Annotated in this window: 17 protein-coding genes and 1 pseudogene; 6 read left to right on the forward strand and 12 right to left on the reverse strand. The window is 75.8% G+C overall.

Annotation, left to right across the window (positions count from 1 at the left end; genetic code table 11):
* Positions 1-2: 2 nt before the first annotated feature.
* Both dhaL and dhaK read right to left on the reverse strand, forming a co-directional pair.
* Positions 3-629 carry a dihydroxyacetone kinase subunit DhaL gene (dhaL, locus tag PKE99_RS05410; protein WP_037043945.1) on the reverse strand — a complete coding sequence of 209 codons (627 nt, stop codon included), beginning with the start codon at positions 627-629 and terminating at the stop codon, positions 3-5.
* A complete protein-coding gene (dhaK, locus tag PKE99_RS05415) occupies positions 626-1,624 on the reverse strand; it encodes a dihydroxyacetone kinase subunit DhaK (RefSeq protein WP_037043511.1) in 999 nt (332 codons plus the stop codon). Before dhaK ends, dhaL begins: the two co-directional genes overlap by 4 nt.
* A gap of 92 nt (positions 1,625-1,716) precedes the next feature.
* On the opposite strand from dhaK, the gene PKE99_RS05420 reads away from it, so the two are divergent.
* Complete coding sequence (locus PKE99_RS05420; RefSeq protein WP_037043508.1) at positions 1,717-2,481, forward strand: IclR family transcriptional regulator; 765 nt, start codon at positions 1,717-1,719, stop codon at positions 2,479-2,481.
* Positions 2,482-2,684: 203 nt separating this feature from the next.
* Here PKE99_RS05420 and PKE99_RS05425 read toward each other — a convergent pair whose 3' ends face one another.
* From PKE99_RS05425 to hrcA, 7 genes and pseudogenes are all read right to left on the reverse strand, one after another.
* Positions 2,685-3,740, reverse strand: coding sequence for a PhoH family protein (locus PKE99_RS05425; protein ID WP_037043505.1), 1,056 nt, complete (start codon positions 3,738-3,740; stop codon positions 2,685-2,687).
* Between the two features lie 166 nt (positions 3,741-3,906).
* A pseudogene (locus PKE99_RS39580) lies at positions 3,907-4,909 on the reverse strand (IS5 family transposase).
* 38 nt (positions 4,910-4,947) lie between these two features.
* The gene (locus PKE99_RS05440) at positions 4,948-6,570 is read right to left on the reverse strand and encodes a thiamine pyrophosphate-binding protein (RefSeq protein ID WP_037043499.1); all 1,623 of its coding nucleotides are present in this window, start codon (positions 6,568-6,570) and stop codon (positions 4,948-4,950) included.
* Positions 6,567-7,340, reverse strand: a complete 774-nt coding sequence (locus PKE99_RS05445) for a cyclase family protein (RefSeq protein ID WP_037043496.1) — start codon at positions 7,338-7,340, stop codon at positions 6,567-6,569. The genes PKE99_RS05440 and PKE99_RS05445 overlap by 4 nt, the downstream gene beginning before the upstream one ends.
* Before the next feature lie 169 nt (positions 7,341-7,509).
* On the reverse strand, positions 7,510-8,274 hold the full coding sequence (locus tag PKE99_RS05450; RefSeq protein ID WP_051737139.1) for a 16S rRNA (uracil(1498)-N(3))-methyltransferase: 765 nt from the start codon (positions 8,272-8,274) through the stop codon (positions 7,510-7,512).
* Positions 8,275-8,279: 5 nt separating this feature from the next.
* Complete coding sequence (gene dnaJ, locus PKE99_RS05455; RefSeq protein ID WP_037043494.1) at positions 8,280-9,440, reverse strand: molecular chaperone DnaJ; 1,161 nt, start codon at positions 9,438-9,440, stop codon at positions 8,280-8,282.
* A 62-nt stretch (positions 9,441-9,502) separates the two neighbouring features.
* Complete coding sequence (gene hrcA / locus PKE99_RS05460) at positions 9,503-10,522, reverse strand: heat-inducible transcriptional repressor HrcA (RefSeq protein WP_037043492.1); 1,020 nt, start codon at positions 10,520-10,522, stop codon at positions 9,503-9,505.
* Between the two features lie 199 nt (positions 10,523-10,721).
* On the opposite strand from hrcA, the gene PKE99_RS05465 reads away from it, so the two are divergent.
* The 4 genes from PKE99_RS05465 to PKE99_RS05480 are packed head-to-tail and all read left to right on the forward strand — an operon-like array spanning position 10,722 to position 14,197.
* On the forward strand, positions 10,722-11,276 hold the full coding sequence (locus tag PKE99_RS05465; protein WP_037043488.1) for a hypothetical protein: 555 nt from the start codon (positions 10,722-10,724) through the stop codon (positions 11,274-11,276).
* Between the two features lie 55 nt (positions 11,277-11,331).
* Entirely contained in the window at positions 11,332-12,414 is a 1,083-nt protein-coding gene (locus PKE99_RS05470) for a LolA-like protein (RefSeq protein ID WP_271214844.1), read from the forward strand.
* Positions 12,411-13,370, forward strand: a complete 960-nt coding sequence (locus tag PKE99_RS05475; RefSeq protein WP_231498135.1) for an ABC transporter ATP-binding protein — start codon at positions 12,411-12,413, stop codon at positions 13,368-13,370. Before PKE99_RS05470 ends, PKE99_RS05475 begins: the two co-directional genes overlap by 4 nt.
* Positions 13,367-14,197 carry an ABC transporter permease gene (locus PKE99_RS05480; protein WP_037043485.1) on the forward strand — a complete coding sequence of 277 codons (831 nt, stop codon included), beginning with the start codon at positions 13,367-13,369 and terminating at the stop codon, positions 14,195-14,197. Before PKE99_RS05475 ends, PKE99_RS05480 begins: the two co-directional genes overlap by 4 nt.
* 7 nt (positions 14,198-14,204) lie before the next feature.
* Here the strand turns inward: PKE99_RS05480 and PKE99_RS05485 are convergent, their stop codons facing one another.
* The 3 genes from PKE99_RS05485 to PKE99_RS05495 form a co-directional block, all read right to left on the reverse strand.
* Entirely contained in the window at positions 14,205-15,005 is an 801-nt protein-coding gene (locus tag PKE99_RS05485; RefSeq protein WP_081923972.1) for an esterase/lipase family protein, read from the reverse strand.
* Entirely contained in the window at positions 15,002-16,165 is a 1,164-nt protein-coding gene (gene hemW / locus PKE99_RS05490; RefSeq protein ID WP_037043481.1) for a radical SAM family heme chaperone HemW, read from the reverse strand. Before hemW ends, PKE99_RS05485 begins: the two co-directional genes overlap by 4 nt.
* Before the next feature lie 280 nt (positions 16,166-16,445).
* Positions 16,446-16,649 carry a hypothetical protein gene (locus PKE99_RS05495; protein ID WP_051737137.1) on the reverse strand — a complete coding sequence of 68 codons (204 nt, stop codon included), beginning with the start codon at positions 16,647-16,649 and terminating at the stop codon, positions 16,446-16,448.
* A 1,169-nt stretch (positions 16,650-17,818) separates the two neighbouring features.
* Between PKE99_RS05495 and PKE99_RS05500 the strand changes: the two genes are divergently transcribed.
* Entirely contained in the window at positions 17,819-19,111 is a 1,293-nt protein-coding gene (locus tag PKE99_RS05500) for a serine/threonine-protein kinase (protein ID WP_051737136.1), read from the forward strand.
* Positions 19,112-19,342: the final 231 nt, after the last annotated feature.

Here is a 19,342-nt window from a genome sequence, read left to right on the forward strand (position 1 = left end):
GCTCACCCCAACGTCGCGGCCGCGGCGGCGACGAGCAGGGCCACCGACGTCGCCCCCGGGTCCTGGTGCCCCACGCTGCGCTCGCCGAGGTAGCTGGCCCGGCCCTTGCGAGCGAGCATCGGGATGGTGGCATCGCGGCCGGCGTCGGCGGCCGCCGAGGCGGCCCGCAGCGCGTCGCCGAGGGAGGCGCCGCCGGCGAGGGACTCGTCGAGGGCGTCGAGGGCCGGGGCCAGGGCGTCGTACATCGTCTTGTCCCCGGCCTCGGGGCGCCCGCGCGCCACGACACCCTCCAGCCCGGCGCGGAACGCCTTGGCGAAGCCTGCCGGGTCGAGCTCGGTGACCTCGCCCGCCGCCGTGCCGAAGCGCAGGAAGAGCGTCCCGTAGAGCGGGCCGCTCGCGCCGCCGACCTTGCTGACCAGCGTCATCCCGACCTTCTTGAACACCCCGCCCGCGGTCGTCTGCGGGTCCGCGTGGAGGGCCTCGACCGCCGCCCCCATCCCGCGCGCCATGTTGGCGCCGTGGTCGGCGTCGCCGATGGCCGAGTCCAGCGCGGTCAGCTCGTCGCGGTGCTCGGTCACCTGACGGGCGAACTCGCGGACCCAGGCCAGCAGCTCCTGCTGTGTGGTCATGCGCCCCACCGCAGTCCCGGGGTGTCGACCGGGGCGTCCCAGAGCCCGAGCAGGTCGTCGTCCGCGCGCAGCAGCGTGACCGAGCAGCCGGCCATGTCCAGGCTGGTGATGTACGAGCCGACCAGCGACCGCGCGATCCGGACCCCGGCCTTCTCGAGCAGGCCCGCGACCTCGCCGTACATGAGGTACAGCTCCAGCAGCGGGCTCGCACCCATGCCGTTGACGAAGCAGATCACGGGCTCGGCGGTGAAGTCGGCGTCGGCCAGGATCGGCTCGACCAGCATCTCCGCGATGTCCTTCGCGGGCGCGATCGGCACCCGGCGACGGCCCGGTTCGCCGTGGATGCCGATGCCGATCTCCATCTCGTCGTCCGGGAGGTCGAAGGTCGGGCGGCCCGCGGCGGGCACGGTGCACGAGGTCAGCGCCATGCCCATGCTGCGGCCGCGCTCGTTGACCTTGCGCGCCACACCGGCGACCTCGGCGAGGCTGCGGCCCTGCTCGGCCGCGGCACCGACGATCTTCTCCAGCAGCACGGTGGTGCCCACGCCGCGGCGGCCGGCGGTGTAGAGGCTGTCCTGGACGGCCACGTCGTCGTCGACCACCACGGCCTGGACCTCGACGCCCGTCTTCGCGCTGGTCAGCTCGGCCGCCATGTCGAAGTTCATGACGTCGCCCGTGTAGTTCTTCACGATGTGCAGCACGCCGGCACCGCCGTCGACGCCCTCCGTCGCGGCGACCATCTGGTCCGGCACGGGCGAGGTGAAGACCTCGCCGGCGCAGGCGGCGTCGAGCATCCCGCGGCCGACGAACCCGCCGTGCATCGGCTCGTGGCCCGAGCCGCCGCCCGAGACCAGCCCGACCTTCCCCCGGACGGGGGCGTCGCCGCGGAAGACGACCCGGTTCTCGAGGTCGACTCGCAGGCCCGGATGCGCCGCGGCCATCCCGCGCAGCGCCTCGACGACGACGTCGGCCGGGTCGTTGATCAGCTTCTTCATGGGGTCCTCCGTCGCACCCGAAGCCTGTTCGGCTATGCCGAAGACCTGTCGGACGCTACTGTGACCTGGCCCACGAACACAAGGAGCGAACGGTGATCCAGTCCGTGGACCGGGCCCTGCGGGTGCTGGCGGTGCTGCAGGGCGCACGGCGGCGGAGCCTGGGCGAGATCGCGTCGGGCTGCGGGCTCGCACCGTCGACGGTGCACGGCCTCGTCCGGACGCTGCTCGCGCACGGCATGGTGGTGCAGGAGCGCGACTCGGGCCTCTACCGGCTCGGCCCCGCCACGCTCCGGCTGGGCAACGTCTACCTCGACAACCTCGAGCTGCGCGCCCGCGCCCAGCCGTGGGCGGAGGACCTGGCGCGCCGCACGGGGTGCGCGGTGCGGGTGGCCGTGGCCCTGCAGCGCGACGCGATCGTGGTCGGCCACGAACCCCGGCCCGACGGGAGCCGGCAGATGACCGAGGTCGGCATCGTGGTGCCGGCGCACGCGTGCGCGGTGGGCAAGGCGCTGCTGGCCTACGGCGCCTGCGAGCCCGCGGACCGGCCGCACCGGATGACCGGGGAGACCGTGACCGAGCCGCGGGAGCTCGAGGCGCAGCTGGCCGCGGTGCGCCGCACCGGCCTCGCCACCGAGGTGGAGGAGGCGGTGCTCGGCGAGTGCGGGCTCGCCGCCCCGGTCGCCGCGGCCGACGGCGTAATCGCGGGCGCGATCGGGCTCGTGGTACCGGCCGGCGAGTGGCCGCTTCCCCCCGGCGCGCCCGACGCCCTGCGGCACGCCGCCCGCGCGGTCTCCCGCGAGCTCGGCGCCGCCTCCTGGCCGCCCCTCGCCGAGGGGCGGGACGAGGCGGCCTCCTGATCGCTGGTGCGGCCCGTCGCAGCCGGCGATCACGGCGACGGAGACGTGAGCGGATAGGGGCGACCCCGTCCATGATCACCGAGCCGGCCTCATTCCGGCCACATACGGCCGTGAACGGTCCCGACCGGCGATCATGGACAGGCGGCCGCGTCGACCCGCGACCGCCTGCCTCTGATCACCGCGACGCCGGCGCCACGACCCGCTCAGCGGCGGCGGGAGCGGCGGTCCTGGGGCGGGCCGGTGCGGGGGGCGGCACTGCGCAGCTGCCCCCGGCCCTGGTCGGCGTCGAAGCGGGCGTAGGCGTCGACGATGTCGCTGACCAACCGGTGCCGCACGACGTCGCTGCTGGTCAGCTCGGGGAAGGCCACGTCGTCCACCCCGAACAGGATGTCCTGGACGACCTGCAGCCCCGACCGGGTGCTCCCCGGCAGGTCGATCTGCGTGACGTCGCCCGTGACCACGATCTTCGAGCCGAAGCCGAGCCGGGTCAGGAACATCTTCATCTGCTCGGGCGTGGTGTTCTGCGCCTCGTCGAGGATGATGAACGCGTCGTTCAGTGTGCGGCCGCGCATGTACGCCAGCGGCGCGATCTCGATCGTCCCGGCGGCGATGAGCTTCGGGATCGACTCGGGGTCGACCATGTCGTGCAGCGCGTCGTACAGCGGGCGCAGGTACGGGTCGATCTTCTCGTAGAGCGTGCCCGGCAGGTAGCCGAGCCGCTCCCCTGCCTCGACGGCCGGCCGGGTGAGGATGATCCGGTTGACCTGCTTGGCCTGCAGCGCCTGCACGGCCTTGGCCATCGCCAGGTACGTCTTGCCGGTACCGGCGGGGCCGATCCCGAAGACGATGGTGTTCGCGTCGATCGCGTCGACGTAGCGCTTCTGGTTCAGCGTCTTCGGCCGGATGGTCCTGCCCCGGCGGGAGACGATGTCGAGGCTCAGCACCTCCGCGGGCGACTCGCCGCGCACGGCGGCGACCGCGGGGTCGGCCTCGCCGAGCATCTCGACGGTGCGGCGCACGGTGTCCGACCCGACCTGTTGCCCCCGCTCGGCGAGGGTGATGAGCTCGGCGAACACACGCTCGGCGAACGCCACGTCGGCGGGCTCGCCCGAGAGGGTCAGCTCGTTGCCCCGGACGTGCACGTCCGCGGCCAGCAGCTCCTCGGCGGTGCGCAAGGACTCGTCTCTCGAGCCGAGCAGCGCGAGCAGCGCGGTGTCCGGGACTGCGATGCGGGACTGGACGGGGTCCGGCTGCGTCACGTGGTCTTGTCGCCTGCTTCCTGCTGCTCTGTGGTCCCCGTGACGGGGGTGCCCTGCGATGTCGGCGGTTCGATGTTACCGCCGGGCACCGACACTCCGCCCCGCCATTCGGCCGTCGCGGGGCCCACCCCGAGCGGCCGGGCGCCCCCAGGAAGTGTCTGGCGGATCATGGAAGCCAGGTGAGCAGGGCGGCGAGGTGTAGGGCGCCGAGGTAGTTGCGGGCGTGTCGGTCGTAGCGGGTGGCCAGGCCGCGCCAGTGTTTGAGCTGGCAGAAGCCGCGCTCGACGACGTTGCGCCGCTTGTAGCGGGCCTTGTCGAAGCCGACCGGCCGGCCGCCGGCCGAGCCGACCGGCCGGCCGCCGGCCGAGCCCCGTCGGCGCCGGTTGGCCTGCTGGTCACGCGGCTCGGGGATGGTGTGGGCGATCCCGCGCCGGCGCAGCAGCTCCCGGTTCGCCCGCGAGCTGTAGCCCCTGTCGGCGAGCAGGTGATCGGGCCGGGTGCGCGGGCGCCCGCGGCCCGGCCGGGCCACCCGCAGATCGGCCAGGAGCGGGGCGAACTGGGTGGTGTCGTTGACGTTGCCGGCGGTCAGCTGCAGCACCAGCGGGCGGCAGCGCCCGTCGATCAGCGCATGAATCTTGGTGGTCAACCCGCCCCGGGAACGCCCGATCGCATGATCTGCCGGCTCGGCCACCACCGGACCGCTCGCCCCGACCGCGAGATCAGCTCGACAATTCCTGTAATTTGGCTCAGCCCCCTGTGAGCGGGGCCGGCGGCGGCTCGGGGCCGGCCGCGCTCGCGGCGTTCCCGCCGAACCGCCGCGCCGCCGCACCGTGCTGGTGCACCCGCACCAGCGACGAGTCCACGGACACCAACCAGTCCAACTCGCCACCGGCGTCCGCCCGGGCCTGCGCCGCGGCCAACAGCCGCGCCCAGGTCCCGTCCGCGCTCCACCGGCTGTGCCGCTCGTAGGCGGTCTGCCAGGGCCCGAACCGCTCCTCGGGGATCTCCCGCCAGGCCACCCCGTTGCGGTACTTCCACACGATCGCCTCAATCACCTGCCGGTGATCACGCCACCGCCCGCCGCGACGCGGCGTACGGTCCGGCAACAACGGCTCCACCCACGCCCACGCCTCGTCCGACAACACTCGCCGACCACCCACACCCAGCATCCTGACCCCAACAGAGATCAAGATCCGTCAGACACTCCCTAGTGCCCGCGGAACGCCTCCTGCAGCCACCAGGACCCGCCGTCGGACGCGATCTTCGCGTTGACCAGCAGCGCCCGGCTCCGCGGCCCGGCCAGCCAGTCCTCGACGCCCTTGAGGTCCTCCGGGGTCCGGACCGTCACCGCGTCGAGCCCGTGGCCCCGCCCGACCGCGGCGATGTCGGTCTCCGGGAACCGCACCGTGGCGTGGTCGGCCCCGGTGAAGTGGTGCACCTCGGCGCCGTAGGCCCGGTCGTCGTAGACCACGATCACCATCGGGATGCCGAGCCGGGCGACCGTGTCGAGCTCGGCCGCGCCCATGAGCGCCCCGCCGTCGCCGAGCGCGGCGACGGCGAGCCGGTCCGGGCGGGCCAGCGCCGCGCCGAGCGCCGTGGCCAGGCCGAGCCCGACGGACTGGAAGCCCTGGGTGAAGCAGAACCCGAACTCGTCGGGAACCTGCAGGTAGGCCGCCGGGTATCCCATGAAGTTGCCGGAGTCGACGGCGACCACCCGCTCGGCCGGGAGCAGGTCGTCGAGCGCGACGGTGAGGGTGCGCGGGTCGATGCCCTCGGGCCCGGTGAGGTCGGTGTACGGGACGTCCCGCAGGCGCCCGCGGTCCGCGATCGCGGACCGGACCTCCGGCGTGCGGTAACCCCTGCGTCGCGCGACGGCGCCGAGCAGGTCCGCGGCCGTGGCGGCCACGTCCCCCACCACCCCGAGGTCGACGGGCCGGTGGGCGCCGAGCGCGTCGACGTCCAGGTCGACCTGGGCCACCCGCGCCCCCTCGCCGATCAGCCGGCCGTGCCGGGTGGTCCACATCGTCAGCGCGCACCCCCACGCGACGACGAGGTCGGCGCCGGTGATCAGCTCGGCGGTCAGCGGCGAGGCGAACCCGCCGGAGATGCCGAGCGACCACGGGTCGTCGTGGAACAGCCCCGAGGCGACCGCCGAGGTCGCGAGCAGGGCACCCGACTCCTCGGCCAGCGCGCGCAGCTCCTCCCGGGCCCCGCGGGCGCCGCGGCCGGCGACGAAGACCGGATGCTCCGCGCCGTCGAGCAGGGCGGCCAGGGCGGCGATCCCCTCGGCGGACGCCCGCGGCGGGGCGACGGGCGGGAGCGCGGGCAGCGGGGCCGGCTCGGCAGGGGCGGCCTGGACGTCGAGCGGCAGGTTGAGCACCACCGTGCGGCGCTGCTCGACCGCGGTCCGGTAGGCGCGGACGGTGTCGGCGAGCGCGGTGTCCGGCGAGTGCACCCGCTCGGCGACCGCCCCGACGGCCGTGACCAGCGCGTCCTGGTCGATCCGGAAGTTGGAACGCACGGCGGAGCCGGCGGTGTCGGCGGCGAGGACGATCAGCGGGGTGCGGCTCTTCGCGGCCTCCGTGACGCCGGTCAGGGCGTTGGTCAGGCCGCAGCCCTGGTGGACGCTCAGCACCGCCGGCCGCCCGGACATGCGGGCGAAGGCGTCCGCCATGGTCGCCGCGCCGCCCTCGTGGCGGGTCGCGGTGAACGGGACCCCGGCCTCCCGCAGCGCGTTCGTGACGTGGAAGTTCCCGCTCCCGACGACCCCGAACGCGTGCCCGACGCCCAGCTCCGCGAGCGTGCGCCCGACCAGCTCGGAGACGATCACTTCTCGACCAGTGCCAGCACCCGCGCCGGCGATCCGGAGCCGCCGACGATCGGCAGCGGCGAGGTGAGCAGCACGGCCCCGGTCGGCGGGAGCGTCGCGAGGTTCTGCAGCTGGGTGAGCCCGTACCTGCCCGCGCCGAGCAGGAACGAGTGGCACGGGAAGGGCGGGTCGAAGGAGTGCGCGGCGCCGGCGTCCGTCCCGACGGTCTCGGTGCCGAACCCGATGATCGGCGCCTCCTCCGCCAGCCAGGTCGCGCACTCGACCGAGACGCCGGGGGTGTGCGGGCCCTTCTCGTCGGCGTTGAGGAAGGCCTCGGCGTCGGCGGAGCGGGCGTCCCAGCCGGTGCGGTAGAGCAGCCAGCCGCCCTCGGGCAGCGGGCCGTGCTCGGCCTCCCAGGTCTTGACGTGGTCGATCTCGAGCAGGAAGTCCGGGTCCGCGGCGGACTCGGCCGAGAAGTCCAGTACGGCGGCCGGGGCGAGCAGCCGCGCCGCGGGCACCTGCGAGACGTCCTCGCCGTCCCGGCCGGTCACCCAGTGCACCGGGGCGTCGAAGTGGGTGCCGCTGTGCTCGCCGGTGTGGATGTCGTTCCAGTACCAGGCCGGGCCGCGCTCGTCGTACCGGCTGATCTCCGACAGCGAGAACGGGATCGTGTTCGCGAACGGCGGCGGCAGCTGCAGGATCGGCGTGCCGGAGTGCAACGGGGCGGTGAGGTCGACGACCTCGACGCGCCGGGAGGACAAGGCGGAGAGCAGCTCCTGCAGGACACCCATGGCCGGAACCTACGGCCTTCCGGAGGCGCGCCGCGACGACCGGGGGGAGGATCGTCGCGGCGCGGCCGCCGGGACGGCGGCTCCCGCAGCGCCGTGAACGGGCTGCGGGACCGGGTGCTCACCAGGGGGGTGGGTGAGCGCCACGAGACTAGACCAGTTCGTTGCGGGGTCACGCAGTCGGTGCGGTGTGCGCCACGTGGTGCCGGTCACCCCATCGTCCGGTCAGCACGCCGATCGCCCCCAGTGCGACCGCCGCGGCGGTCGACGCGCGCAGCACCTCCGGCCCCAGCCGGACCGGCCGGGCACCGGCGGCGGTGAGCGCGGCGAGCTCCTCGTCCGAGACCCCGCCCTCCGGCCCGACGACGAGCAGCACCTCGCCGTCCGCCGGCAGGTCGGCGACGGACAGCACCGCCTCGGCGCTCTCGTGCAGCACGAGGGCCGGGCCGCCCCGTGCGACCAGGTCGGCGGTGGTGACGGGCCCGCCCACCTCGGGGATCCACGGCCGGCGGGCCTGCTTGGCGGCCTCGCGGACCGTCGAGCGCCAGCGGGCCAGCGCCTTCTCGCCGCGCGGGCCCTGCTCCCAGCGCACGACGCAGCGCGCCGCCCGCCACGGCAGGATCACGTCGACGCCCGCCTCGGTGGCCAGCTCGACGGCCAGCTCGCCGCGGTCGCCCTTCACCAGCGCCTGCGCGAGCACGACCCGCGGCGCGGGCGCGGGATGGTGCACCACCTCGTCGAGCGCGAACTCGACCGAGTCCTTGGCGACGGCGACCGCGTGCGCCCGGGCGACGGCGCCGCGGCCGTCGCCGAGCTGCACGACCTCGCCGACCCGGATCCGCTTGACCGCGGCAGCGTGCCGGCCCTCCGGCCCGTCGAGCACGACGGTCCCGGCCGCCGGCAGCTCCCCGACCAGGAACAGCGGGGCGGTGCTCACGCCGGCTACCGGAAGGAGTCGCGGAGCCGGGCGAACAGGCCGTGCCCGTTGCGGGCGCCGACGGCCAGGTCCGGCTGCTCCTCGCCGCGTAGCTTCGCGAGCTGGCGCAGCAGCTCGGTCTGCTCCTTGTCCAGCTTGGTGGGGACGGTGACGTCGACGTGCACGACCAGGTCGCCGTGGCCGTCGACCCGGCCGGTGGAGCGCAGCCGCGGCATGCCCTTCCCGCGCAGCGTGCGGAGCGTGCCGCCCTGCGTGCCCGGCTCGACGTGCAGGTCCTCGGTGGACCCGTCGAGCATCGGCAGCGGGAGCGTGGCCCCGAGCGCGGCCGCGGTCATCGGCAGCGGCAGCCGGACGTGCAGGTCGGCGCCGTCGCGCTGGAAGACCTCGTGCGGGATCTCCTCGACCTCGACGTACAGGTCGCCGGCCGGGCCGCCGCCCGCGCCGACCTCGCCCTGGCCGGCCAGCCGCACGCGCATCCCGTCCGCCACGCCGGCCGGGATCCGGACGCCGACGCTGCGCCGCGAGCGCACCCGCCCGTCGCCCGCGCACTGCCGGCACGGCTCCGGGATGACCTCGCCGAGGCCCCGGCACGTCGGGCAGGGGCGGGAGGTGACGACCTGGCCGAGGAACGAGCGCTGGACGCTCTGCACCTCGCCGCGACCGCCGCAGGTGTCGCAGGTGTGCGGGCGGGTGCCCGGCGCGCAGCCGTCGCCGCCGCACTCCGAGCAGAGCACCGCGGTGTCGACGGTCAGCTCGCGCTGCACGCCCGTGGCGCACTCCTCCAGCGTGAGCTGCATGCGGATGAGCGCATCGGCCCCGGGCTGCACCCGGCTGCGCGGCCCCCGCGAGCGGCCGCCCGCGGCACCGCCGAAGAACGCGTCCATGATGTCGCCGAAGCCGAAGGCGCTGAACGGGTCGCCCCCGCCCGCGCCGGCCCCGCCGCGGCCGTTGTCCAGCGGGTCGCCGCCCAGGTCGACGATCCGCCGCTTCTCCGGGTCCGTGAGGACCTCGTAGGCCGTGCTGACCTCGCGGAAGCGCTCCTGCGCCCCCGGTTCCGGGTTGACGTCCGGGTGCAGCTCCCGGGCCAGTTTGCGGTAGGCCCGCTTCAGTTCGGCGGCATCCGCGCCGGGCTCCACGCCCAGGATGCCGTAGTAGTCCCGTGCCACCCTCGAAGTCCCCATGATCCTTCTGTGCTCGACAGCTCAGCTCGGTGGGAGTCCCGCGACTCCTAGCGCCCCGCCAGGATCTCACCCACGTACCGGGCGACGGCGTGCACCGCCGCCATCGTGCCCGGGTAGTCCATCCGGGTCGGTCCGACGACGCCCATTCCGCCCACGACCGTGCCCGGCCCGTAGCCGATCGACACGACCGAGGCCGTGTGCAGGTCGGCCGACTCGTTCTCCTCGCCGATGCGCACCGTGACCAGGCCCGGGTCCTGCGCCGCGGCCAGCAGCTTCAGCACCACGACCTGCTCCTCGAGCGCCTCGAGGACCTGCCGCAGCGACCCCGGGAAGTCCGCGGAGTTGCGCGTGAGGTTCGCGGTGCCGCCCAGCACCAGCCGCTCCTCGGGGTGCTCCACCAGCGTCTCGATCAGCACCGTGGACACCGTGAGCACCACGTCGCGCAGCTCCTTCGGCGCGGAGTGCGGCAGCTCGGCGACCCGCGCCGACGCGTCCGCCAGCCGCCGGCCGGCCAGCGCCTGGTTGAGCAGGGCGCGCAGCCGGGAGGCGTCCTCCTCGGTGACGACCTGGCCCAGGTCGACCATGCGCTGGTCCACCCGGCCGGAGTCGGTGATCAGCACCAGCATCAGCCGCGCGGGCGTGAGCTGGACGACCTCGAGGTGCCGCACCGTGGAGCGGGTCAGCGTCGGGTACTGGACGACGGCGACCTGCCGGGTCAGTTGCGCGAGCAGCCGGACGCTGCGGCGGAGCACGTCGTCCAGGTCGAGCGCGCCCTCGAGGAAGGTCTGGACGGCCTTGCGCTCGGCGGCCGACAGCGGCTTGACCTGCGCCAGCCGGTCGACGAACAGCCGGTAGCCCTTGTCGGTCGGGATGCGGCCCGCGCTGGTGTGGGGCTGGGCGATGAGCCCGTCCTCCTCCAGCGCGGCCATGTCGTTGCGCACCGTGGCACTGGAGACCCCGAGGTTGTGACGCTCCACGATCGCCTTGGAGCCCACGGGTTCCTGGGTCGACACGTAGTCCGCCACGATCGCCTGGAGGACCGCGAAGCGGCGTTCGTCGGCGTTCACCGCACACACCTCCCTGCTGACCCGCACACGTCACCGGACGTTCGTCCAGTCTATGCGGAAGCGACCCTCCGCCGCCCGGACGCGAGGTGTGACCCGGCTCAGGATTCTGCGTCTGCCCCGCTCAACCCTTCCCGTGAGCGGCAACTGCCCCTAGAACGGCAGTCGGCGCTCACGACCATCGCCGACCAGGGGGTTCGCCGTGCTGCTCCGCCGCCCCACGCTCGACGGCATCGCCGCCGGCGAGATCACCTGCGCGTTCCGCCGCTGGGAACGGCCGCGGGTCAGGCCGGGGACGCGCCTGCGGACCGCGGTCGGCGTGCTCGCGGTGACGGCCGTCGACGAGGTCGAGCCGGACGCGCTGACGACCGACGACGCCGCGGCCGCCGGCCAGACCCTCGACGACCTGCGCACGATGCTCGCCCGCGGCTCCGGCCCCGTCTGGCGGGTCGCGCTGCACCTCGACGGGCCGGACCCGCGGATCGCCCTGCGCTCGGCGGACGTGAGGCCGGAGGAGCGCACCGAGCTCGACGCCCGCCTGGCCCGCTTCGACCGGGACCACCCGTGGACCGCGGAGACCCTGGCCCTGATCGCGGACAACCCCGGCGTCCGGGCCCCCGACCTGGCCGCACGCGTCGGGCGGGAGACCGCGCCGTTCAAGCGGGACGTCCGCAAGCTCAAGGAGCTGGGGCTCACCGAGAGCCTGGAGGTGGGGTACCGGCTCAGCGCCCGCGGGCAGAGCTACCTGAGGGGCTGACGTACGCGGGTCTCACCCGCGGCTGGCAGTCTGGAGAGGGATGACTGCTGCCCGGGTGACGCGACGCTGGGTGCTGGTCGCCGCCGGCACCGCGGCGGTCGTCGGCGCGGCCGCGATCACGCTGCCGGCGAGCGGGTCGGACGAGCCCGCCGAGGCCCTGCGTGGCCGGGTGCTGGCCGGGAGCCCGCCGCACGTCGGGTACGCCGAGAGCACCGGACGGCTCGGGCTCCCCGAGATCCCGGCGCTGGAACGGGTCACCGCACTGTTCACCGGCGTCACGCAGCTGCGGGCGTACGTGGCCGGCCCGGACCGCTGGCGGGTCGACGAGCTGACCCCGGCCGGCGAGCGGGACACCTACCGCCGGGACGGCCGCGAGTACCTCTGGGACTTCGGCGCGAACCAGCTGACGACGGTCACCGGCGAGACCCCGGTCCGGCTCCCCCGCGCCGCCGACCTCGTCCCGTCCGAGCTGGCCCACCGGCTCGTCGGGCTCACCCGGGCCGACCCCGTCACGTCCTTGGAGCCGCGCCGGGTCGCGGGCTGGTCCGCGGCCGGGTTCCGGGTCACGCCCGCCGACCCGGACACCACCGTCGGGCGGATCGACGTCTGGTGCGACCCGGCGTCGGGCCTCCCGCTGCGCGTCGAGGTGGCCGCGCGGTCGGACGACCGTCCCCTGCTGTTCACCGAGTTCCTGGAGGTCGCGCTGACCACCCCCGACGACCGCACCCTCACCCCGGCCGTGCCGCCCGGCGCCGGGTCGGTCACCGCCGAGGCCGCCGACCTCGCCGGGGCCCTCCGCCAGCTCGACGCCGCCGAGCCGCCCGCGCGCCTGGCCGGCCGCGAGCGGGTTCCGCTCGGGTCCGGGCTGCCCGGCGTCGGGGTCTACGGCGCGGGCGTCGCCGGGTTCGTGCTGGTCCCGGCCTCGCGCGGGATCGCCGACCGGGTGATCGACGGCGCCGCCTCGGCCGGCGGTGTCACCGTCGAGGTCCCGGTCGGGCGGGCGGCGCGGCTCAGCACGCCGCTGCTGTCGGTCGTCGCGCGCGGCGGGATCCGGCGCGGCGGGGTGCTGCTCGCCGGGACCGTCGCGCCCGAGGTGCTGGAGCAGGCCGTGCGCGAGCTGCCGGGGCGGCGCGCGTGATCGTCGCGACGAGCGGGCTCACCAAGCGGTTCGGCCGGGTCACCGCGGTCGACGGGGTGTCCCTGCAGGTCCAGGAAGGCGTCCGGTTCGGGCTGCTGGGCCCCAACGGCTCCGGCAAGACCACGCTGGTCCGGATGCTGCTCGGGCTGGTCCACGCGACGTCGGGCTCGATCGAGGTGCTCGGCGAGCCGATGCCGCGGCGGGCCCGCACCGTGCTGCCGCGGGTCGGCGCGCTCGTGGAGGGCCCGGCCGCGTGGGACCACCTGTCCGGGCGGGCCAACCTCCGGCTGCTCGACGCCGCGGGGCCGGGCCGGGCGCGCCACCGCCGGCGGCGGGTCGACGCGGTGCTGGAGCAGGTCGGGCTCGGCGGCGTCGACCGGCGCCCGGTGAAGGCCTACTCGCTCGGCATGCGCCAGCGCCTGGGCATCGCCGCCGCCCTGCTCCGCGAACCCGAGCTGCTGCTGCTCGACGAGCCCACCAACGGCCTCGACCCCCGCGGCATCCAGGAGATGCGCGCGCTCCTGACCTCGCTGAACGAGGCCGGGACCACGGTCGTGCTCTCCTCGCACCTGCTCACCGAGGTCGAGGCGCTGTGCACCCACGTCGGCGTGATGGACAGGGGCCGGCTGGCGCTCTCGTCGGAGCTGGGCGCCCTGCGCACACCCACCGGGCGGGTGCTGGTGCGCAGTCCGGAGCCCGACGCCGTCGTCGGGCTGCTCGACGGGCAGGTCGTCGACCGGCGCGGGGACACTCTGACGGTCCGCGGGGCGGAGCCCGCCGCGCTCAACGCCCGGCTGGTCTCCGGCGGCGTGCGGGTGACCGGGCTGACCGAGGAGCGGCGGACGCTGGAGCAGGTGGTGCTGGAGCTGACCGGGACGGGGAACGACCGGGTGGACCGGAGGCCGCGCGAGGCCGTGGTGCCGGGGCGGTCCCGCGGAGCGGGGGGACCGCGGTGATCGGGGTCGAGCTGCGGCTGATGCTCCGCCGACGCCGGGTGTGGCTCTGCTGGGTGCTGCTCTGCGCGCTGCCGACGCTCGTCGCGATCCTGCTCGCGACCACCCGGCTCGCGCCGCCTCCCGGCCGCGGCGGCGCGTTCCTGTCGGCCGTGGTGAGCAACGGCCAGATCTTCCCGGCGGCGGCGCTCGCGCTCGTCATCCCGATCTTCCTGCCGATCACGGTGGCGATCGTCGCGGGCGACACCGTGGCGGGCGAGGCCTCGGCCGGCACGCTGCGGTACCTGCTCGTGCGGCCGGTCGGGCGGGTGCGACTGCTGTGGGCGAAGCTGATCTCCGTGGCCGCGTTCGTGCTGCTCGCCGTGCTGTTCGTGACCCTGGTGTCGTACGTCGTCGGCGTCCTGGCCTTCGGCTTCGGGCCCGACGCCTCGATCGGCGGCGCGGGCGCGATCCCGTCGCTGTCGGGCGTCGAGCTGACCCCGCTCGACGTGGTGGGCCGGACCGCCGCGACCGTCGGTTACCTGGCCCTGTGCATGCTCGCGCTCGGCGCGGTCGGGCTGTTCTTCTCGACGCTCACGGACTCGCCGCTCGCCGCCACGCTGGGGGTGCTGGCCTTCGTCGTGGCGAGCGCGGCGCTGCAGCCGCTCGACGCCGCCGCGGCGATCGAGCCCTATCTGCCGACCTCGCACTGGCTGGCGTGGATCGACCTGTACCGCGACCCGATCCTCTGGACCAACCTGCGGGAGGGGGTGCTGGTGCAGCTCGGGTACGTCGTCATCGCCTTCGGTGCCGCCTGGGCCAACTTCAGCACCAAGGACGTGACGACGTGAGATCGCCTCACCGGCCCGGCGCGGCGGCGGTGCCGCAGCCGGCGCCGGTGAGGTCGATGGGCCGGGGCGCGATCCCCCGCAGGACCAGGCCGGTCGCGGTCGCGTCGGTCGGCAGGCCCGAGTGCGTGACGCGCGCGCCCGGGCACACCTGCTGCACCGGCACGTTGACCGCGCCGGGGAGGTTCGCGGTGTCGGGCGGGGTGGAGGTCTCGTCGTTCCCGGTCCAGACCGAGAGCCAGGGCAGGGCGCTGCCGACCCTCGCCCGCGCCAGCTCGGTGAGCTCCGCGGACCCGGGGGCGAGCTGGCGGCAGGCGGTGGGGCAGGCGTCGGGGGCCCGGGCGATGGCGAGCGCGGCGAGCGACGTGCCGTTCAGCGGTGAGCCCAGGGTGACGATGCGGCGGGCCTTGGCGGCGCCGTCGTCCCGGGCGACCCACAGGCCGGCGACCACACCGCCGGCGCTGTAGCCGACGACGTCGACCGACGGGGCGCCGGCGGCCAGGGCGGCCGTGACGGCGTCGTCGAGCAGGCGGACCTGCGCGGAGAGGTCGCCCGTGCCGTCGCCGACGAGGGTGAGCACCCGGGCGTCGCGGCCCGTCGCCTGGATCTGCGCCGCCAGCCGGAGCAGGGAGTCGCGGCCGCCGCCGTAGCCGGGAACGAGCAGCACCGGGCCGGGGCGGTCCTGGGCGGGGCGGGCGTCGGTGTCGACCGACGGCCGGGTCGAGCTCGCCACCCGTACCCCGACGACCACCGCCGCGACCAGCACGAGCGCGGTCAGGACCGCGACCAGCACCCGGCGCCGGGGGCTCACGCCGGGGTGCTCTCGCTCGCGAGCAGCAGGTCCTGGACCACGCGGTCGGCGAGCAGGCGGCCGAGGCGGGTGAGGATCGCCCGGCCGCGGTCGAGGGCGGCGGCGTCGAGCAGGCCGTCCGCGGCCGCGCGCCCGGCCTCGCGGCGGGCGGGGTCGTCGAGCAGCGCGAGGTCCAGGCCCTCGGCGAGGCGCAGCCGCAGCATCACGCGCTCGGTGTGCCGGTCCGCGGCCGTCAGCACCTCGTGGTCCGCCTCCGGTGAGCCCTCCGCGACGGCCGCGGCGTAGCGGGCGGGGTGCTTCACGTTCCACCAGCGCCGGCCCGCGAGGTGCGAGTGGGCGCCGGGCCCGACGCCCCACCAGTCGCCGTCGAGCCAGTAGCCGAGGTTGTGCCGGCACTCGGCCTCGGGCGTGCGGGCCCAGTTGGACACCTCGTACCAGTGCAGGCCGGCGGCGGTGAGGAGGTCGTCGATGAGCTCGTAGCGCTCGGCGGCGACGTCGTCGTCCGGCGCGGGCAGCTCGCCGCGCGCGACCCGGCGGGCCAGGGCCGTGCCGTCCTCGACGATCAGCGAGTACGCCGACACGTGGTCGACGCCCGCGGCGAGCACCGCCTCGACCGACGCGCGGAGGTCGTCCGTGGTCTCGCCGGGGGTCGCGTAGATCAGGTCCAGGTTGACGTGGGCGATCCCGGCGGCCGCGGCCTCGCGGGCGGCCTCGACGGCCCGGCCCGGCGTGTGCCGGCGCTCAAGCACGCGCAGGACGTGCGGCGCCGCGGACTGCATGCCGAGCGAGACGCGGGTGAACCCGGCCCCGACGAGCCCGGCGAAGAACTCCGGGGACGTCGACTCCGGGTTCGACTCGGTGGTGACCTCGGCGCCCGGGGCGAGGCCGAACTCGTCGCGGATCGCGTCGAGCACGGTGCCGAGGCGGGCGGCGCCGATCAGGGACGGCGTGCCCCCGCCCACGAAGACCGTGTCGACGGCCCGGTCGCCGACGGTCCGGCGGGCCAGCGCGAGCTCGCGGCGGACGGCCTCGAGCCAGCCGTCGGGCGAGGAGCCGGAGCCCGCGAGCTCGGAGGCGGTGTAGGTGTTGAAGTCGCAGTAGCCGCAGCGCGACGCGCAGAAGGGCACGTGCACGTAGATCCCGAACGGCGTCCTGCTCACGACTCCACGGTACGGACTCGTGGTGCGGAGCCGGCGTCCGCGGCGGGGTCGTTGGTCAAGGTCGGCCGTCCATGATCACGGCGAATGGAGCGGGATCCGCGCTCAGCGCGGAGAGCGTTCCCTATCCGACGATCATGCAGGGCCTGCGCTGCCGGCTCGGGCGAGTTGCGGTGCAGGGGCCGCTGTCGCGCGGCTCGTGCACCGCAGAGGTGGGACCAGCGCGGACTGCTGCCGGCCGCGACCGCGTCTGTCGCTTCCTCCGCGCCGCGAGCTCGGCGTCTCAGTCGGCGCGATGCCGGCCGCCGACGGTTCGATCCCGATCGGCGCCGTCCCACCACCCGGTGCCCCAGGAATCCTCGGAGTCGGTGAGGTCGGCCGCCGGGTCCTCCTCGACGGCGGGCAGCTCGGCCTGCTGTCCTTCCTGGTCGGCGTGGCGTTCCTCCTGGTCGATCCGGAGTTCGCTCCGGCGCTCGGCGTCCTCCACCGCCAGCTCCGCGCGGCGCTCGGCCTCGTCGGCGGCCTCCTCGGCGCGGCGCTCCGCGTCGTCGGCTCGGCGCTCCGCCTCATTCGCGCGGCGTTCGGCGCGGTCCGAGGCGAGGTCGTCGTCCGGGTCCTCCGACGGGTCGGGGACGACGCGCCGGGAGCCCGGGTTCGTGGGTTCCGGAGTCGGGGCGACGACACCCGGCGGCGGGGCGGCGACGGCCGGAGGCGGTGCGGCGACGGCCGGGGGCGGTGTGATCGCCGGTCCGGCAGGAGCAGGGGCCGCGGGAGCAGGGGCCGCAGGAGCAGGGGCCGCAGGAGCGGGAGCACCCGGAGCAGGGGCGCCGGAGCCGGCTCCCGGTACGGTCGAGCCCGCTCCACCACCCGCCGGACCGGAGGAGACGCCCCCACCGCCGCCCGAGCCGACCGAGCCGCCGGCGCCCGAGCCCGACCCACCCGCACCGCCGGAGCCCGGACCCCCGGACCCTGCGGACCCGGAGCCACCGGCTCCGCCCGAGCCGCCGGACCCTCCCGCGCTGCCTGAGCCGGCCGAGTCCCCCGAACTGCCGGAACCTCCCGCGCCGCCGGAGCCGGCCGAACCAGGACCCGCCGGACCAGAACCCGCCGCCCCGGACCCGTCCGACCCACCCGCCCCAGGGCTCGTCGACCCCGTCCCACCCGACCCGGGCACGTCCGTCGCGGAACCCCCGGGCGCAGGAGCGGACGACATGGTCGGCAGCGCCACCCGGGGCTGCTCGGAACCTCCGTCCGAGGTGACCGCGGCCCAGGTCGCGGCGCCGCCCACCCCGAGCACCCCGACGGCCGCGAGCGCCGCCAGCAGCCCGCGTCGCCCCGGTCGCGTGGGCCGGCGGTCCCCGCGCAGCAGGTCCGCCGCGGGGATGCGCCCGCGCGCCCGTCCGTGCCGCGGAGCCATGGTCCTCCTTCCGCCCGCGCCCGGGTGCCCGTTTCGGGGTGTCCCGAACCCCGTGGATCATTCCGCCGCGGGCGCCCGCGCGCGACCCCGAACCGGAACCCTGAGAGATCGTCTCCGCCGTTCGGCCGCCGCCGATCTTCCCCGCGGGCGCGTGGCGGTCGGGCCGACCCGGATGGGGTACCAAGGACCCCACCGCGCGGCCGCCGCCGCGACGGCGGAAGACGGAGGTCCCACAGGGCATGGAGATCGGGACGGGCACCGGGGCGGACCCCGGCTCGGACGCGGAGTACGACGTGCTCGGCGAGCGGTACCGGCTCGACGAGCTGATCGGCGTGGGCGGCACCGCGCACGTCCACCGCGCCACGGACCTGCGGACCGGCCGGGCGGTCGCGGTCAAGGTGCTGCACCCCGGGATCGACGTCCGCAGGCTCGGCGTCCGCGGGCTCGACCAGGTCCCGCGCCATCCCGCCCTGGTCGAGGTCCTGGACAGCGGGGTCGACGGCGGCGGGGCCGACGGCGGCCGCGGCTTCGTCGTCATGCAGCTGGTCGACGGCGGGTCGCTGGCCGACCTGGTCGAGCTCGGCCCGGTCCCGGACGGGCGCGTGACCGCGATCGGCACCGTGATCGCCGGCGCCCTCGCCCACCTGCACGCGCTCGGTGTGGTGCACCGCGACGTCAAGCCCGCGAACGTGTTGCTCGACCGCACCGGCCGGGCGTTCCTCGCGGACCTCGGCGTCGCCCGGCTGCTCGACGCCACCCGCGTCACGACCACCGGCCTGGCCGTCGGGACCCCCGCCTACATGGCCCCCGAGCAGGTGAAGGGTCGCGAGGTCGGGCCGCCCGCGGACGTCTACTCCCTCGGCCTGGTCCTGCTGGAGGCACTGACCGGCCGGCGCGAGTACGCCGGCGCCGCCCTGGAGTCGGCGGTCGCGCGCATCCACCGCCGCCCCGACGTGCCGCCGCACCTCGATCCCCCGCTGCGCACCCTGCTGATCGCGATGACCGCCGACGAGGTCGCGGCCCGGCCGAGCGCCGCCGAGGTCGGCGAGCGGCTGGGGGAGATCGCGGTCCCCCGCCCGCGCACCACGCCGCTGCCCGTCCCCGCACAGGCCCGGCACCGCTCCCCCGCCCGGCCCGCGCCGCGCCGACGGCTGGCGACCGTCGTCGCCGGAGGAGTGGTCGCGGCCGGTGGTGTCGTCGTCCTCGGCACGAGCCTGCTCTCCGGTCCGACGGAGACGGCGCCGGCCGTCGTCCCCACCCCGGCGCCGACCGCACCCGCCGAGCCGGCGGCGCCGACGACCCAGCCGGTGCCGCACCTCGCGACCGCTGCCGGCGCCGCGCTCGAGCAGGCCACGCCCACCCCGAAGCCCGTACCGACCCGCGCGCCCCGCGTCGTCCTGCGCGACGACGAGGAGGACGAGGAGTTCGACCTCCGCGACTACCTCGACCAGCTCGGCGACGAGGACGGCGACGACGGCGACCGGGGCAACGGGAACGGCAACGGGAACGGGAACGGCCGCAACCGGGACTGACGCCCGGCGCCTGTGAATCCCCTCCCAGCATCCGGGCGCCCGGTGGCCTTTGGTCCGGACAGCGTGGCACCCTGTGGTGCGTGACTGCGCTGACTCTGCGCCTCGTGGCACGACGCCACGTGGACCTGCACCGGGTGAACAGCGCGCTCTGTCGACGGTAGCGCCACGCCGCGCCCTCGACCCCGTCAGACCAGGCCCCGGTCCGCGCCGGAATCCCGAACGCCCCGGCAT

Origin of the sequence: Pseudonocardia halophobica, assembly GCF_027922425.1 — a bacterium.
Classification (GTDB): Bacteria; Actinomycetota; Actinomycetes; order Mycobacteriales; family Pseudonocardiaceae; genus Pseudonocardia; species Pseudonocardia halophobica.